At 42.4% G+C, this 14,215-nt stretch carries 13 protein-coding genes; 2 read left to right on the forward strand and 11 right to left on the reverse strand.

The genetic code is table 11. The features are described 5' to 3' along the window. Positions 1-5: 5 nt before the first annotated feature. Entirely contained in the window at positions 6-953 is a 948-nt protein-coding gene (locus tag ABXS78_RS12135) for a BMP family ABC transporter substrate-binding protein (RefSeq protein WP_366247436.1), read from the reverse strand. A gap of 182 nt (positions 954-1,135) precedes the next feature. Here ABXS78_RS12135 and ABXS78_RS12140 point away from each other — a divergent pair, with 182 nt between their 5' ends. Beyond that, positions 1,136-1,705: a class I SAM-dependent methyltransferase gene (locus tag ABXS78_RS12140; RefSeq protein ID WP_366247437.1), complete on the forward strand. Its 570-nt coding sequence runs from the start codon at positions 1,136-1,138 to the stop codon at positions 1,703-1,705. A gap of 93 nt (positions 1,706-1,798) precedes the next feature. Here ABXS78_RS12140 and ABXS78_RS12145 read toward each other — a convergent pair whose 3' ends face one another. The 8 genes from ABXS78_RS12145 to ABXS78_RS12180 all read right to left on the reverse strand — a co-directional run bounded on the left by ABXS78_RS12145 (position 1,799) and on the right by ABXS78_RS12180 (position 10,181). Continuing rightward, positions 1,799-2,776: an alpha/beta hydrolase gene (locus ABXS78_RS12145; protein ID WP_366247438.1), complete on the reverse strand. Its 978-nt coding sequence runs from the start codon at positions 2,774-2,776 to the stop codon at positions 1,799-1,801. A 166-nt stretch (positions 2,777-2,942) separates the two neighbouring features. Continuing rightward, on the reverse strand, positions 2,943-4,226 hold the full coding sequence (locus tag ABXS78_RS12150) for an SLC13 family permease (RefSeq protein WP_095224275.1): 1,284 nt from the start codon (positions 4,224-4,226) through the stop codon (positions 2,943-2,945). A gap of 374 nt (positions 4,227-4,600) precedes the next feature. Beyond that, positions 4,601-5,764 carry a sialidase family protein gene (locus ABXS78_RS12155; RefSeq protein ID WP_366247439.1) on the reverse strand — a complete coding sequence of 388 codons (1,164 nt, stop codon included), beginning with the start codon at positions 5,762-5,764 and terminating at the stop codon, positions 4,601-4,603. A gap of 22 nt (positions 5,765-5,786) precedes the next feature. Further along, the gene (locus ABXS78_RS12160) at positions 5,787-6,044 is read right to left on the reverse strand and encodes a YhcH/YjgK/YiaL family protein (RefSeq protein ID WP_366249934.1); all 258 of its coding nucleotides are present in this window, start codon (positions 6,042-6,044) and stop codon (positions 5,787-5,789) included. After that, positions 5,993-6,235: a YhcH/YjgK/YiaL family protein gene (locus ABXS78_RS12165; protein ID WP_366247440.1), complete on the reverse strand. Its 243-nt coding sequence runs from the start codon at positions 6,233-6,235 to the stop codon at positions 5,993-5,995. Before ABXS78_RS12165 ends, ABXS78_RS12160 begins: the two co-directional genes overlap by 52 nt. Positions 6,236-6,408: 173 nt before the next feature. Continuing rightward, positions 6,409-7,413: a 4-hydroxythreonine-4-phosphate dehydrogenase PdxA gene (gene pdxA / locus ABXS78_RS12170; RefSeq protein WP_366249935.1), complete on the reverse strand. Its 1,005-nt coding sequence runs from the start codon at positions 7,411-7,413 to the stop codon at positions 6,409-6,411. Positions 7,414-7,491: 78 nt separating this feature from the next. Beyond that, complete coding sequence (locus ABXS78_RS12175; protein ID WP_366249936.1) at positions 7,492-8,658, reverse strand: iron-containing alcohol dehydrogenase; 1,167 nt, start codon at positions 8,656-8,658, stop codon at positions 7,492-7,494. 440 nt (positions 8,659-9,098) lie between these two features. Further along, positions 9,099-10,181, reverse strand: a complete 1,083-nt coding sequence (locus ABXS78_RS12180; protein WP_095224279.1) for a tetraprenyl-beta-curcumene synthase family protein — start codon at positions 10,179-10,181, stop codon at positions 9,099-9,101. A gap of 88 nt (positions 10,182-10,269) precedes the next feature. On the opposite strand from ABXS78_RS12180, the gene ABXS78_RS12185 reads away from it, so the two are divergent. Then, the gene (locus ABXS78_RS12185; protein ID WP_366247441.1) at positions 10,270-10,779 is read left to right on the forward strand and encodes a gamma carbonic anhydrase family protein; all 510 of its coding nucleotides are present in this window, start codon (positions 10,270-10,272) and stop codon (positions 10,777-10,779) included. Between the two features lie 35 nt (positions 10,780-10,814). Here ABXS78_RS12185 and asnB read toward each other — a convergent pair whose 3' ends face one another. Further along, entirely contained in the window at positions 10,815-12,722 is a 1,908-nt protein-coding gene (gene asnB / locus ABXS78_RS12190) for an asparagine synthase (glutamine-hydrolyzing) (RefSeq protein WP_366247442.1), read from the reverse strand. 134 nt (positions 12,723-12,856) lie between these two features. Then, entirely contained in the window at positions 12,857-14,056 is a 1,200-nt protein-coding gene (gene metK / locus ABXS78_RS12195; RefSeq protein WP_366247443.1) for a methionine adenosyltransferase, read from the reverse strand. Between the last annotated feature and the right edge of the window lie 159 nt (positions 14,057-14,215).

A 14,215-nucleotide genomic window follows, 5' to 3' on the forward strand; every position in this document is an offset into this window, starting at 1 on the left:
TTAGCTCACTCCGATTCTAACAGCTTTTGTGTCGCTGTATGGACTTTCCCTTCAACTGTGTCGGTAATACTGACAACAGCGATAGGACTTAACCCGACAGCCTGCTCTTCTAAACCGATCATATGATTTTCAGGCAACTCTTTACCTTTTGATAACCGTTCAAGAAAATCAAATATAATATGATCAATTTGCACCTGAGCAGACGTGACGACATTTTCAGGAGCGAGATAGCTCTGGTCACCTCCAGCGCCGATCGCATATACATTCGCGAGTGCTGCTTGCTGCAGCATTGCCTTTCCAGCATCGCCAGGCTCAGCGAAAAGAATATCTGCTCCTTCAGCAATCATTTCCTTTGCCGCTTTGCTGCCCGCTGCCTTATCATCTGGCGAAGTCTCCCGAACGAGCAGTTCGGTATCCTTGGACGTATCTGCAATTCCTTGTTCGAAACCTTCCAGGTAAGCACTGGACGACTCACCAACGAACCCTGCTTTACCAGACTGCGTCACAGTGGCAGCCGCCACCCCAGCCAAATAACCTGCCTGCTTTGCATCAAATGAGTAGCCGAACAGATTTTCTCCTTTCAGCTCCGTCTCAAAAGCTATGTATGTAATATCGGGATTGACCTTCGACTCACTGGTTACCGCATCCTCCGCTGCTGTTTCCAACGTGATAATCGTGTCCATTCCTTCATCTGCTAGTTCCTTTAATGCTTTCTCATAGGTTAATTCTGCAGTGATCTCTTTATATGAATAAATGATATCAAGTCGGTCTCTCGCTTTTGTCAGTCCCTCGATCGCTAAATCATTCCCTTCCTGATCTCCGAGCCCTGCTTCTGTCAAAACGATACCGATACGTTTTTCTTCATCCAATTTAGCTGCTGCCGGGTTTGCCGCACACCCAGATAAATAACATAGAATCAAGGCACAAATAGGTATTAGGATGTACTTATACATGTCGATATACTCCTTTCTCTTTCTTCATACTAATACTATGGTCCTTACATCGACAGGTTTCTACATATATTTGGTAAATTAATTGTAAATTTTCCTTTACATTAAAGAGATTTGATTTGCTAAATAAGCGCATGTAGCGTAAAAATAAGAGAGAACAATTTGTCAGAGAGAGGATTCAAGAAATGCTAAAACACGTTATCGCTTATGCACACGAACTGATGGAGCAAGTGATTCAGCCAGGAGATACAGTCATTGATGCAACATGCGGAAATGGGAACGATACACTCGTACTCAGCCGTTATGTCGGCGAAGAAGGAAAGGTGCTGGCATTCGATATACAGGAGCAGGCCATCGAAATGACGAGTAAGCACTTAAGCCTGCATGATGTCACGAATACGACTTTGATTCTGGACAGCCACCAGCGTGTCGATCATTATATAACTCCCGAAGATGAAGGGAAGCTTGCTGGAGCCATCTTCAATTTAGGCTATTTGCCAGGGAGCAGTAAAGCTATTACCACCAATGCAGAAAGCACGATTACTGCAATTGAGAAAATCCGTCATGCAATGAAACCCGGCGGCAGAATCGTTTTGGTCGTTTATCATGGCCATCCGGAAGGCGCCATTGAAAAAGAAGGACTGCTTGCCCACGTAAAGGATTATGATCAAAAACATTACGCCGTCTTGCAGTACCGTTTCCTTAACCAAAAGAATACCCCTCCATTCATCATTGCAATCGAGAAGAAAAAGTGAAAGAAGCGCGAGCCCCTGGCCAATCGGGGTACGCGCTTCTTTTTTATAGGGTCTTAGATAGAAACTTGATAATATTCGGCGTTATACATATACTCAAAGTCTGTTTTTTAAAAACTGATACGCCATCTGATCAGCTTCCTCTCCCATTGTGGGGCCGTGATTAGCCTTGGAAGCAGATAGATACATAGCCTCCGCATTTGAAGACACTAGGGCTTTATAAAGATTCTCGCTTTGCTCAATAGGTACCAGAGGGTCTTTACCCCCATGCAAAATCATCATCGGTGGACTATCGGCGCTTGCGTATGTAATCGGACTGCATTTTTTGGCTAATTCTATATACTTCCAATCCAGTTCACTCGTATCACCGCTTTCCAGCAATCCATTCAAATCCAACAACGATTTTCCAGGCTCAGTATATCCAAGAATTTGGGTTATAACAGTATCCATGGACTTGTCTGCATGATCAACTTCTGTTCCAGACAGATTCTTTAATGCTGTATTGGCATCATTTTTGATGAGTTCTACTAAGTCGGATGGCGCATAAAAAATTGCTGCTGCCCTTACCGCACTTGTATATTCTTGGTTACCGCCGACATCCCCTTCCATTTCTCTGCAATTTGCGCTCATTGCGACCATTGCTGCTAGATGTCCTCCAGCAGAGTTCCCCAACACGCCAATTCGTTCAAGATCGATATGGTATCTATTTGAATTCGCTTTCAAATAACGCACCACTCCCTTGCAGTCATGAATGCACGCTGGGAAAACAGACTGACTGGCCAAGCGATAGGATGGAGATACAATGGTGTATCCTTGTTCTACCAACTTTATAAGTTCCCTGAAATAAACTGCTTTCTGGGTAACCTGCTTGTATTCTCCATACATCCACCCACCACCAAAATAGTAAATGATGCAGGGACCTGGAGTTTTCTGGTTAAGGTCTTGATAAATGTCCATTTTCAGTGTGTATGACTCACCAGTATCAAGCGCGACCTCGGCAAAGGGTATATCTTCGTAGCGCGGCGGACGGCCTGGCGGACATAATGGTTTTACATTAGAAATCTGTTGTCCCATACACGTTTCCTCCCAATATATATTTCAGTCTTTTATAGACCGCCTAGTTGATAAGAAGGGTTCATCCTGATTTGGAATCAAGGTCTCTATCAGGTTAAAACAAAAACGACTCTAGCTTAATCCTCGTTATACAAGCTAATCCCCATCAGTTCCTGTTATTACATAATCAACTTACAGGGAACATAATCATCGCACCAACACTTAGCGCGAAAATTCGAATCACATACATAGGAACGGAGAACAGCCAGAACTGCGGCAGCTTATACTTACCCATACCTAAGATCATAGCAGGCATACCATCGACTGGCATGTAGCCGCCGTTCCATGCAGATATTACAACTGCAACTGCTGCAGCAGTTGGATCAAGACCCAAACTCAGGCTTGTTGCAATAGCGATCGGTGCAAAGATATATACAGAACCCATATTTGAACCAGTAAACGTAGCACATGTACTAGTTAAAAGAGCAAAAATGAAGATCAGCATGAATGGACTGATATTAGTCCCTAATGAATTTGCCACGTAGTCTCCTACCATAGCTGTGAATCCAGTCTCAGCCAACGCATTGGCAACCCCTATAACACCAGCCATTAACAGGATGACGGGTGCACCCATATTATCTCGAACTTCCTTGAAGTCAAGTACATTAATTATCAGCAAGAATGCCCCAGCCAGGCCAGGTATTACATAAGCCGCTTCGCCAAACAAATTCATGAGCATCATGCCTGCTACACTTAAGACAAAAGCTGCTATCGTAGCGTATTCTTTCCATTGAGGCATGGTATTGATCTCAGAAGCAACTGCCACCTCATCAAATCCAGAATCTTCCGAAATCGGATGATCCGGCAGTAGACGATAAGCAACCAAAGCCCATGCCAAGAAACCAAGGGTCAAGATGAAATTCACCACTGCAAACTTAGACATAGAAAGCCCGCCGGTAAATCCAGCTGTTTCTAGTACACTGACAGTAACACCATAAAACAGCGCCACATTAAAAGGAATCAAAGGATGGTTAGTCGCAAATCCCAAAGGCATCATTAATTTAGACGTAGGCATTTTTTTATTGTAAGGGATAGTAGATATCAAAGATAAAATAAGCACGTAGTATCCAGTGGAACCAGGTCCAGCTAAACTGGCACCAAACATAACCACTACAATCAAAAGAGCATAACTTTTGTATCCTCCCTTATTCACCAAAGCAAGCATAGAACTTTGAACCTTACCAATTACACTCGTCTTCATTAGTCCCGCCATGACAACCATAAAGCCGGCGACCATGATAACGCTTGAGTTTACAAAGCCGGCGAAAGCCTCGGGAACTGTGGCCAGACCTGTCACTACAAGCAAAAGGGAAGCTATGAGTGGTGGTGCGCCGAAGGCAAACTTATCTGACATGATCATCACAATCATCAGCACCAAGATACCAAGTGCAAGATACATATCCATTGTCATTTTTGTTACTCCTCTCTTAAGCGATGACACTTTGCCGTCATCTGAAGACTTCCTAGAGTCTTCTATGGGTTGTACATCATACTCCCTAATAATCCCGAGCTAATCCTTTCCGGTGAAGCGGTTACATTATATGGCGCTCCAACGGATAATTTTATATAGGAGCATGTTAAACCGATGTCTCAGATTGCTCTGCTGCAATCAAACTGCGCACCTTTACTAACAATGTGTTTAAACTATATGCGACAGCGTTGCATGAAAGTGTGCTGCGGCTGCTATGCAAACGCAGCACACCGATGCTAGAGTATTAGGAGTCAGCCGCTATGTGTCGCTCCACACTCTATTCATTTGTTGGTAGATTCATCTCGCCTTTCTACTTAGCTTATTTCTCCAGAAGTTGGGTTGTAGACCCCTTCGTATTCGCGCTTTGCGCCATAAATGTCCTCAACTGTAAAACCATTATATTTTACACACATTCTATTCTTATACGCGTAGACTAGGTGTAGATACCCTTGCGGATCTTGATAAATAGTTGGATATTCGAACTGTGAATTGTTCGTTTTATTCTCCACTCCAATGAAACCTTCAGCGTGTTCAATAATCCGGCCAATCGGCCAAGTTTTACCTGCATCCTCCGACACTGAAACTACGACAGGGTTTCTTAATCCAGGCCAAGCTACTTTGCCTTTTTCAGGGTTATTAGCTGAATTAGCGTTATATGCAATCGCAATTGCACCGTTATCCAATTTGATTGCGCTTACACTTGAATTGTTATTTGGCAAGGTTGTTGGCTCGGGAGCTGTCCAAGAATCTCCATAATCGGTCGACTCACTTCTATATATATAATCTGCGAATCTGCTTCTCATAAATGCCACTAGATGACCATTCTCCAATTCTATGACGTTGGCATGTACTCGTCCATTACTATCAGGCATACGTACTTCCTTCCAAGTTAGTCCTTCATCGTCCGACACATGCATTACTGTGGGATCATTCGTTAGACCAAATTCGGAATCTTCACATACCCACGTGCTGAAAATCCATCTGCCATTACTTAATACTTGAATAGCTTGTCGTGCAAAAGTACCTTGCTGGTTGAACAACACTTCTGGCTCGGACCAACTTTCACCATTGTCACTTGTTTTTTGATACTTAATAATGGAAGTGAATTGCATATTATCTTTGTCTGGCTGTCTGCCTTCCTGGGAAGTATAGATCAACCAAACGGAATTATCAGGTGCATGGAAGAATGATGGGTTTTGCTCACTGCGCGTATCGTCCTGTGAGATGATTTTCGGTTCGTTCCACTCTTGGGAGAGATGATCGAATTTAGATAATACAATTGAAATATCCGGGCTGCCTTCAAATGAACCAGCAAACCATGCACATAGCAAATCACCATTTTCCAACTTTGTAACAGTCGGTGCATGTGCAGTTGAAAATGGTCCAGATGGAATCAAAGAAAAATCAATATTTGTATATGCATCATGATATAATTTACCGTTTGGAATTGACTCGTTAATTACTATTTTATTACTCATACTATTCACCTTATCTTTCTATTTAAATTTCGATTTTAATAACTGCTTTTTTATAACTCGTCGCTTTATCTATATGTTTTAGAGATTTATGTCCATCGTGAGGCAGACAAATGTAGGCCATGCCTTTATTGATTTTCATAGTCATTTTCGGACTGCCGTTTAATCGAACGACATCTTTTTCGGCATTGTATGTAACATCTACTGCTAATTGATCAATGGGTGCCCATGCTACATATTCCGATATTCCGATCCATCCAATACAATTTGAATATCGATATATTTTTTATGAGCTTCAAATGTCCCTTCATCTATGGGAGTCGTAGATCCTTCCTGAAAGAACAAATAGCCTCCATCAAAATCAAATCGCTTATTATAATCTATCTCTGCTTCTTTGAATTTCTTTAAACCGTTGTCGATTTTTGGATTTAAGGATTTATACTCATCCAAATTCTCTATTACATCGAAAATCACGCAATTCACTCGTTTCTGCATTAACGTTATGAGCTATCTTCTTCCCCAGAGAAGGGGTTACATTTTTCACATAAGCTTCTTTGAAAACTTCTTGAGTAAGATTCTAGGTTCGACACCCATACTGAGATTTTTGGGGATCAAGCACCCATTTTGCATAATGACTATTTTAATTTTTATTTCAAAACTTCCTTTGGAGACAAGTCAGCTGCCGATTGGATAGCTGCAAGCATACTTCTTTCATCTGCAATATTTTTCCCGGCAATATCAAATGCAGTACCATGGTCTACAGAGGTACGAATAACACCGCCATTTAAACCAACCGTGATATTGACCCCCTCTTCCAAGCCTAAGACCTTTATCGGAACATGGCCTTGATCATGATAACAGGCAACGATCAGATCAAAATCACCACGAACTGCTCGGAAAAACACAGTGTCTGCAGGATGCGGACCGCTTACATTTATGCCTTCAGAAAATGCTTCCTGTATTCCAGGAACTAGTTTTTCTTCTTCTTCCCCTTCACCAAACAACCCATTTTCACCCGCGTGTGGATTAATTCCGCAAACCGCGATGCTTGGATTTGTATATCCTGCACGTGTCAACGTTTCGTGAGCAAGCTTTACAACCTTATACGTACGTTCTGGCGTGATAGACTCTACTGCTTTAATCAAGCCAACGTGTGTGGTTAAATGGATGACTTTTAGTTTTGGCGAAGATAACATCATGGAATAATCAGCTGTTTCCGTTAACTCTGCAAGAATTTCAGTATGTCCTGGATATAGATGTCCTCCTTTGTGAAGGGCTTCTTTATTTAATGGCGCGGTACAGATTGATTGAATCTCCTTCTTTTTAGCTAACTCAACTGCCTTTTTCAAATATTGGAAGGCAGCATCTCCTGCTTTTGGGGATAACTCTCCAAAAGGTAAATCAGCTGGCAATAAATCCAAATCAATACAATCGATTCTGCCAAATTCAAATTTACTATCTGAGACAGATGAAACAGTCTCAACGGTTAATGGAGATTGTGTGATGCGGATGGCTCTTTCAATTATTTTCGCATCACCGATCACAATTGGTCTGCATATTTCGTAAACAGCTGTATGGCTCAAGGCTTTTACAATAATTTCAGGACCTACACCTGCGGCATCTCCCATGGTAATCCCTATAATCGGCTTCATCATATTCCCTCCCACGAACTTCATACTCGGCCTGTCAACATGACTTTCTCTTAGCCATGCTGAAAGCTATAGTAACAACTAAACTAATAATTTGCGATAAATCGCTTCCATATCCTCTACACTTACATCCTTTGGATTGTTATCCAACAAACGTGTGACTTTAGAAGCCGAAATAGCTAATTCCGGGATATCTTCTTCTGTTACGCCATATTCCTTCAAGTTTTGTGGAATTTCCAGTATGTTCGTCCATTCTACAATACGGTCCACTACATTTTGAGCCACTTCTTCTTTTGAAAGTCCTTGAATTTCAATGTCCATTGGTTCAGCTACAAGGTACAATCGATCTATAATGCTATCCATATTAAATTCCATGACATGAGGTAAAAGCATTGAATTTGCTACACCATGAGGAATTTTGAACTTTCCTCCCAATGGATAAGCCAGTGCATGTACAGCTGCTGTACCCGCTGCCGTCAGGGCCATCCCGCCATACATAGAACCAACAAGCATTTTTTCTCTCGCTTCAACAGACTGTCCATTTTGATAGGCTTCAACGATACTTGCCGAGATAAGGCGAATAGATTCTAACGCAACCATGTCACTGATTAAGTTTGCTTTGTTTGAGATAAATGATTCCAGTGAATGGGTAAACGCATCCATTCCTGTTGCAGCTGTAATAGGCTTTGGTAACCCTAAAGTTAAAAGTGGATCAAGGATTACAATGTTCGGCAGAAGATGCTTGCTTACTATTCCGACTTTTAATTCTTCATCAGGCAATGTAACTATTGCATTTGGCGTTACTTCAGCTCCTGTACCTGAAGTAGTGGGGATTAACACTGTTGGAGTACCAGGTTTTTCAACTAAATCTGTTCCTAATAGTTCACGGACTGATTTATCATTCGTTCTTAATACAGATAGAATTTTAGTGGTATCAAGAACGCTACCTCCTCCAATACCAATTAATACGTCGTAATTTTCAGTGGATGTACTTTGAAATACTTCTTCGATGTTTTCAACTGTTGGTTCAGGAAGGATGTTCGTATTAACTTCCGCCTTTATACCCTTTGCTGATAGTTGGTTTGTTATTTGATCTACAAACCCTAAATCTTTCATTGGTGGCTGTGTAATAATTAAAGCCGACTGTATTTTTGTGCCTACTAAATGAAGTTGCTCTCCTAAATCACCAAGAGAATTTGGTCCGGCAATAATATGGTCTGCTGTTTGAAATTTATATAACTTTTGCATTGTCGTTTGCATTGTCATTACCTCATTTCCTTCACTTTTTATGAATGCAATGGAGTATAGTGTCACTAGCACTGGCATTATTATTTAAATTCCGCTAATACTGCTCCATTCAAACATCTAATGTTTAATATTTAAACACCATTCATTTTTATAACGCTTTCATAAATTCATTATATATACCGTTGTTTAATTTATCAACATGTTTTTTGAAATTTACATGCACTGTCACCGGGAGATGGTATGGAAGCAGATCGAGATACACCTATCACAGTTACAATGCAATTTCCGAATGGTGTCATCCTGATATAATGGGGATTAGAAATGATCTTAGAATATTTTAACGGTTAACGGAGTATGTACAGAAATTCCTGTTGTTCGACCTGCTCATGTGTTTTTGGCAGCCGTTCATCAGAGAGAAAAAATGAAAGAAGCGCGAGCCCCTAGCCAATCGGGGTACGCGCTTCTTTCATTTTATTGTATGCCTTGATATTCAAATGGAAAAACTTCGATTTGTTGCCGCTTGCCTTGAGCAATGTTTTGATCATCTCTTTACTATCCGAAAGCAGACTCACTTTGCGATCTGCCAAGTACAGTCCGACAAGCCCGTGATGGACCATCTCATGGAATGACGCATGCGGTAGACGCTGGACACTTTCGTTCGTCCGTTCTATGAAGTATAGGAGTCTTTCCTTCATTTCCTCCGAGTCTCGGTAATAATGGCAGAAATTCAGATCGCCTTCCTCTTCATCCTCCATCTGATCAATATAGTAATCCAGCAGAATGTGAAGTCCTTGCATATATGGAAAATAGCTTTGATAGATATCATCAGCCAATTGCTGGTCGATTTCCATCCCCATTCCATAAGATACAAAGCAGAAGATACCGAGTGTCGACCCGCTGCATGCCGAGAATTCATACCACGTAAGATCCCGGTGTTCCTCTTGATGCAGGGCAAACCAGTTTGTCAGTCTTTCAATCCGCTCTTCCTTCGCTACGTGCTTGTGCACTTGCAAATCGCCGTATAATCCAGAAAGTTTCAGCAAATACGGCTGCAGAACTTGCAGATTGGGCTGTTTGCCGAGGATAGTCTGACACGTGAAAACAAGCGAGTGCAAGTATCCACCGTCTTCTTTTTCATCACGCAATGCATAATAATCCTTCAGCTTTTCACCTGGCTGCAATGCATCCAGCATTGATTGATGCAGCAGGCGAAAATCGTCTGGATCGAGTGAAGTACTGCGATCACATAAATTATCGAGATAGTCACTGATAGTCTGATAGGCAATAATGAACTTGATTGCCTGCTTCCAAGCATCACCAGCAAGCAGACTGTACACCGCTCCGCCCTGGCAATGGAAGCGTTTGGTCCGAATACTCTCCAGCGCCTGCTTTCGCAGTTCCGGATCCGGTATCGCTTCTGCCCTCTGTGTCCATAGTTCCAATTCTTTATGTACTTCCGGGAATATTTTCCGATATACTTGATGCATAAGTAAAACCGATGACTTTGGTATTTGTTGGGTCATAATGTGATTTCGCTCCTCGAATCCGGGATTGTCTTCATTCCAAAAAATCTATTAATTCTATAAGAACATAAACGAAGGGAGTATTCAAATGATATACGAATACGACAAGAAACGTCCACATGTTCACAAAGATGCTTATGTTGCCCCTGATGCTGTTATTACAGGGGAAGTTACGATTGAAAAAGATGCCAGTATATGGTTTAAGACAGTTATACGCGGAGACGTTGCTCCAGTTGTGATCGGTGAAGGCGCCAATGTCCAAGATCTTTGCGTCCTTCATCAAAGCCCTGACCTTCCTCTTATTATAAAGGAAGGAGCCACGATTGGTCATCAAGTTACGCTGCATTCTTGCACAATAGGGAAAAATTCCCTTGTAGGCATGGGCTCACTCGTCCTTGATGGTGCGATCATCGAGGATGGCGCATATGTAGGTGCGGGGTCACTCGTGCCTCCTGGCAAAACGATTCCTTCCGGCAAGCTCGCATTCGGCAGACCTGCTAAAGTCATTCGTGATTTGACCGAAACCGATTACAAAGATATGGAGCGCATACGAATGGAATATATCAAGAAAAGTAAACAGTATAAAGAAACAACATAAAAAAAGCCGCCCCTTTCACAGGAACGGCTTTTTTATTATGTGGTCTGCAGCTTGCTTTCCACTCTGTCGACTTTTTGGAACTCCGCAAAGTCATACTTACGTTCAACATAAATCTGGTGCCATAGCATGAAGGCAAGTACAGTCCAAATTTTACGGCTGTAGTCTCCCTTGCCTTGACAATGTGCATCCAACAGATTCAAGATATAGTCCTTATGCAAAAGATGATCTGTTTGGCTTTCATAGATGAGCGTCTTCGCCCAGCCATTCAATTCGTTTTTCAGCCAGTGGCGCATTGGTACTGGGAAACCAAGTTTTTTACGATGTAAAACATGATCCGGCACAATGCCTTCTACTGCTTCACGAAGCAAGCTCTTTGTTGTGTTGTTAGCGATTTTCAGATCTTCCGGAATCTCACGGGCAACACGGAATACTTCTTTATCCAGGAATGGTACGCGAAGCTCAAGTGAATGTGCCATTGTCATCTTATCCGCTTTCAATAGGATGTCTCCGCGCATCCATGTATGAATGTCGATATACTGCATCTGATCGACAAGGGATTCGTTTTTCACATTCGCATACAATGGGGCAGTGATCTGTTGATAATGAATTGCATCATTGTATGTTTTCAATAGCTTCTGCTTGTCTGCATCTTCAAACATTTTAGCATTTCCGATATAGCGATCCTTCAATGGTATTGTACCACGCTCTAGGAAGCTCTTACCGCGTACACCTTCTGGCAAGATTTTGGCCACTCTTGCAAGCAAAGCTTTTGCAGGTCCAGGAATGCTGTCGAACATGCGCAAGGATTCTGGCTCACGGTAAATATTGTAACCGCCGAATAGCTCATCGGAACCTTCACCAGAAAGTACAACCGTTACATGTTTGCTAGCTTCTCTTGCCACAAAATAAAGGGCCACAGCGGATGGATCAGCCAATGGATCATCCATATGCCACATGATTTTCGGAAGTTTCTCTAAATATTCTTCTGGTGTGATGATATGGGAATAGTTTTCTACTCCGAGTTTTTCAGCCGTTTCTTTCGCGACATCAACTTCGGAGAATCCTTCCCGTTCAAAACCTACAGAGAATGTTTTCAAATTCGGATTAAATTGCTTCGCAATGGCTACAATGATGCTGGAATCAATTCCGCCGGAAAGGAAGGAACCGACCGGCACATCACTTCGCATATGCTTGCTCACAGAATCATGAAGAACATCCTGGATACGCGTGATCCAAGCTTGCTTGTCCATGATCTTCGGCGAGAATGTCGCATGCCAGTATCGATGGAATTCTATCGGTTCACCTTCACGCTTCACGAAGTAATGACCAGGCTCCACTTTCTTGATACCTTCTGTCATCGTGAATGGCTCCGGTACATACTGGTAGCTCAAATAATGCTGCAGCGCTTCGGTATCAACTGTTTCTGATTCTTCCAGAAGTGTGATGCTCTTCTTCTCAGAAGCGAAGAAAATCTCATCTTCTGTCTCCTTATAAAAGAGCGGTTTGATGCCGAATGGATCACGTGCTCCGAAAAGTGTTTTCTTTTCTTTATCCCATAGCAAGATGCTGAACATACCGCGAAGCTCTTTAAATGCTTCCGTTCCGTATGTATGGTACATCGCAGCGATGACCTCGGTATCGGATTCAGTTTTGAACTCTGCGCCTTTTTTCAGCAATTCTTCACGAAGCTCTACGTAGTTGTAGATTTCTCCGTTGAAGACCATCCAGATTTTTTCGTCGTCATAGCTTAATGGCTGAACACCAGCCTCGATATCAATAATACTCAAGCGGCGGAAACCGAATGATACATGCTCGTCATGGTAATATCCTTCATCATCCGGACCGCGGTGCGTGATGATGTTGTTCTGTTGTTTGAATTTATCCTTATCAGCTTGCGTTAGTTGTTTTACGTTCTTTCTAATTACGCCAATCAAACCACACATTACTTATTAGCCTCTCTTTCATTACTTCTAGCCATTAATTATAGCATAAAACAATTCGGTTCTTGAAGGAAGATTATGGGCGCCGACACAAAAAAAAGCAAGAGCGTAATTATCGCTCTTGCCTTTCAAGCAGATTATGCAAATGTATAGCTTTCCAGCTGTACTGCTTTGTCAGTCTGCTCCCAAGGGAAGTTTTTATCTGTACGTCCGAAGTGACCGTATGCAGCTGTATCTTTGTAGATTGGCTGACGCAGGTTCAGCATTTTGATGATGCCGGCAGGACGAAGATCGAATAGATCGCGTACTGCTTTTACCAATGCCTCTTCGGATTGTTTGCTTGTTCCGAAAGTATCGATACTGATGGAAACTGGTTCAGCAACACCGATTGCATAAGCAAGCTGTACTTCACATTTATCAGCAAGACCTGCTGCAACAATGTTCTTCGCCACATAACGTGCTGCATAAGCACCGGAACGGTCCACTTTCGTAGCATCTTTTCCGCTGAATGCTCCGCCGCCGTGACGAGCATAGCCGCCATACGTATCAACGATGATTTTACGGCCAGTCAGACCTGCATCACCTTGCGGCCCGCCGATAACGAAACGACCTGTCGGGTTGATGATGTATTTCGTATTTTCGTCCAGCAATTCAGCTGGAACAACAGGTTTGATAACAAGCTCTTTCAAATCAGTATGAATCTGAGCTTGCTCTACTTCCGGATGATGCTGCGTGGAGATGACAATCGTATCAATACGTACTGGCTGATCGTTTTCATCATATTCTACTGTTACTTGTGTTTTCCCATCCGGGCGCAAGTAATCCACAGTTTCATCTTTCCGTATCTTCGCCAATTGCTTGGATAGACGGTGCGCCAGTGAAATTGGCAGAGGCATGTATTCTGGTGTTTCATTGCTTGCATAGCCAAACATCAAGCCTTGGTCACCTGCGCCGATTGCATCGATTTCTTCGTCCGTCATCAGCCCTTCACGAGCCTCAAGCGCCTGATCGACACCGCCTGCGATATCAGGAGATTGCTCATCGATTGCTGTCAATACAGCACATGTATCAGCATCAAAGCCATATTTCGCACGTGTATAACCAATTTCCTTGATTGTTTTACGGACGATACTTTGGATATCAACATAAGCACTTGTTGTGATTTCACCTGCAACAAGTACAAGACCTGTCGTAACAGTCGTCTCACAAGCAACACGGGCATTCGGATCCTTAGCTAGTATTTCATCTAATATAGCATCCGAAATCTGGTCACAGATTTTATCCGGATGGCCTTCAGTAACGGATTCTGAGGTAAATAATCGACGATTAGCAGTCATTCTGCCAAATCCCCCTTCAACTACGATTAATACGGAAGTTTTACTCTTTCCAAGTATGTTATTAAGAAACTTGATAATGGGTGAAGGTTGAAAGAGCACTACCAATAGTATTGCTCTTTTTCTGTTATTAAGCCGTTACATAAAAAAAACCTTCCATCA

Origin of the sequence: Terribacillus aidingensis (assembly GCF_040703035.1) — a bacterium.
In the GTDB taxonomy this organism is placed as follows: Bacteria; Bacillota; Bacilli; order Bacillales; family Amphibacillaceae; genus Terribacillus.

Coding starts and splice junctions, on each gene's coding strand:
- ABXS78_RS12135 (WP_366247436.1), bottom strand. CDS start 953: ATGTATAAGTACATCCTAATACCTATTTGTGCCTTGATTCTATGTTAT.
- ABXS78_RS12140 (WP_366247437.1), top strand. CDS start 1,136: ATGCTAAAACACGTTATCGCTTATGCACACGAACTGATGGAGCAAGTG.
- ABXS78_RS12145 (WP_366247438.1), bottom strand. CDS start 2,776: ATGGGACAACAGATTTCTAATGTAAAACCATTATGTCCGCCAGGCCGT.
- ABXS78_RS12150 (WP_095224275.1), bottom strand. CDS start 4,226: ATGACAATGGATATGTATCTTGCACTTGGTATCTTGGTGCTGATGATT.
- ABXS78_RS12155 (WP_366247439.1), bottom strand. CDS start 5,764: ATGAGTAATAAAATAGTAATTAACGAGTCAATTCCAAACGGTAAATTA.
- pdxA (WP_366249935.1), bottom strand. CDS start 7,413: ATGAAGCCGATTATAGGGATTACCATGGGAGATGCCGCAGGTGTAGGT.
- ABXS78_RS12175 (WP_366249936.1), bottom strand. CDS start 8,658: ATGCAAAAGTTATATAAATTTCAAACAGCAGACCATATTATTGCCGGA.
- ABXS78_RS12180 (WP_095224279.1), bottom strand. CDS start 10,181: ATGACCCAACAAATACCAAAGTCATCGGTTTTACTTATGCATCAAGTA.
- ABXS78_RS12185 (WP_366247441.1), top strand. CDS start 10,270: ATGATATACGAATACGACAAGAAACGTCCACATGTTCACAAAGATGCT.
- asnB (WP_366247442.1), bottom strand. CDS start 12,722: ATGTGTGGTTTGATTGGCGTAATTAGAAAGAACGTAAAACAACTAACG.
- metK (WP_366247443.1), bottom strand. CDS start 14,056: ATGACTGCTAATCGTCGATTATTTACCTCAGAATCCGTTACTGAAGGC.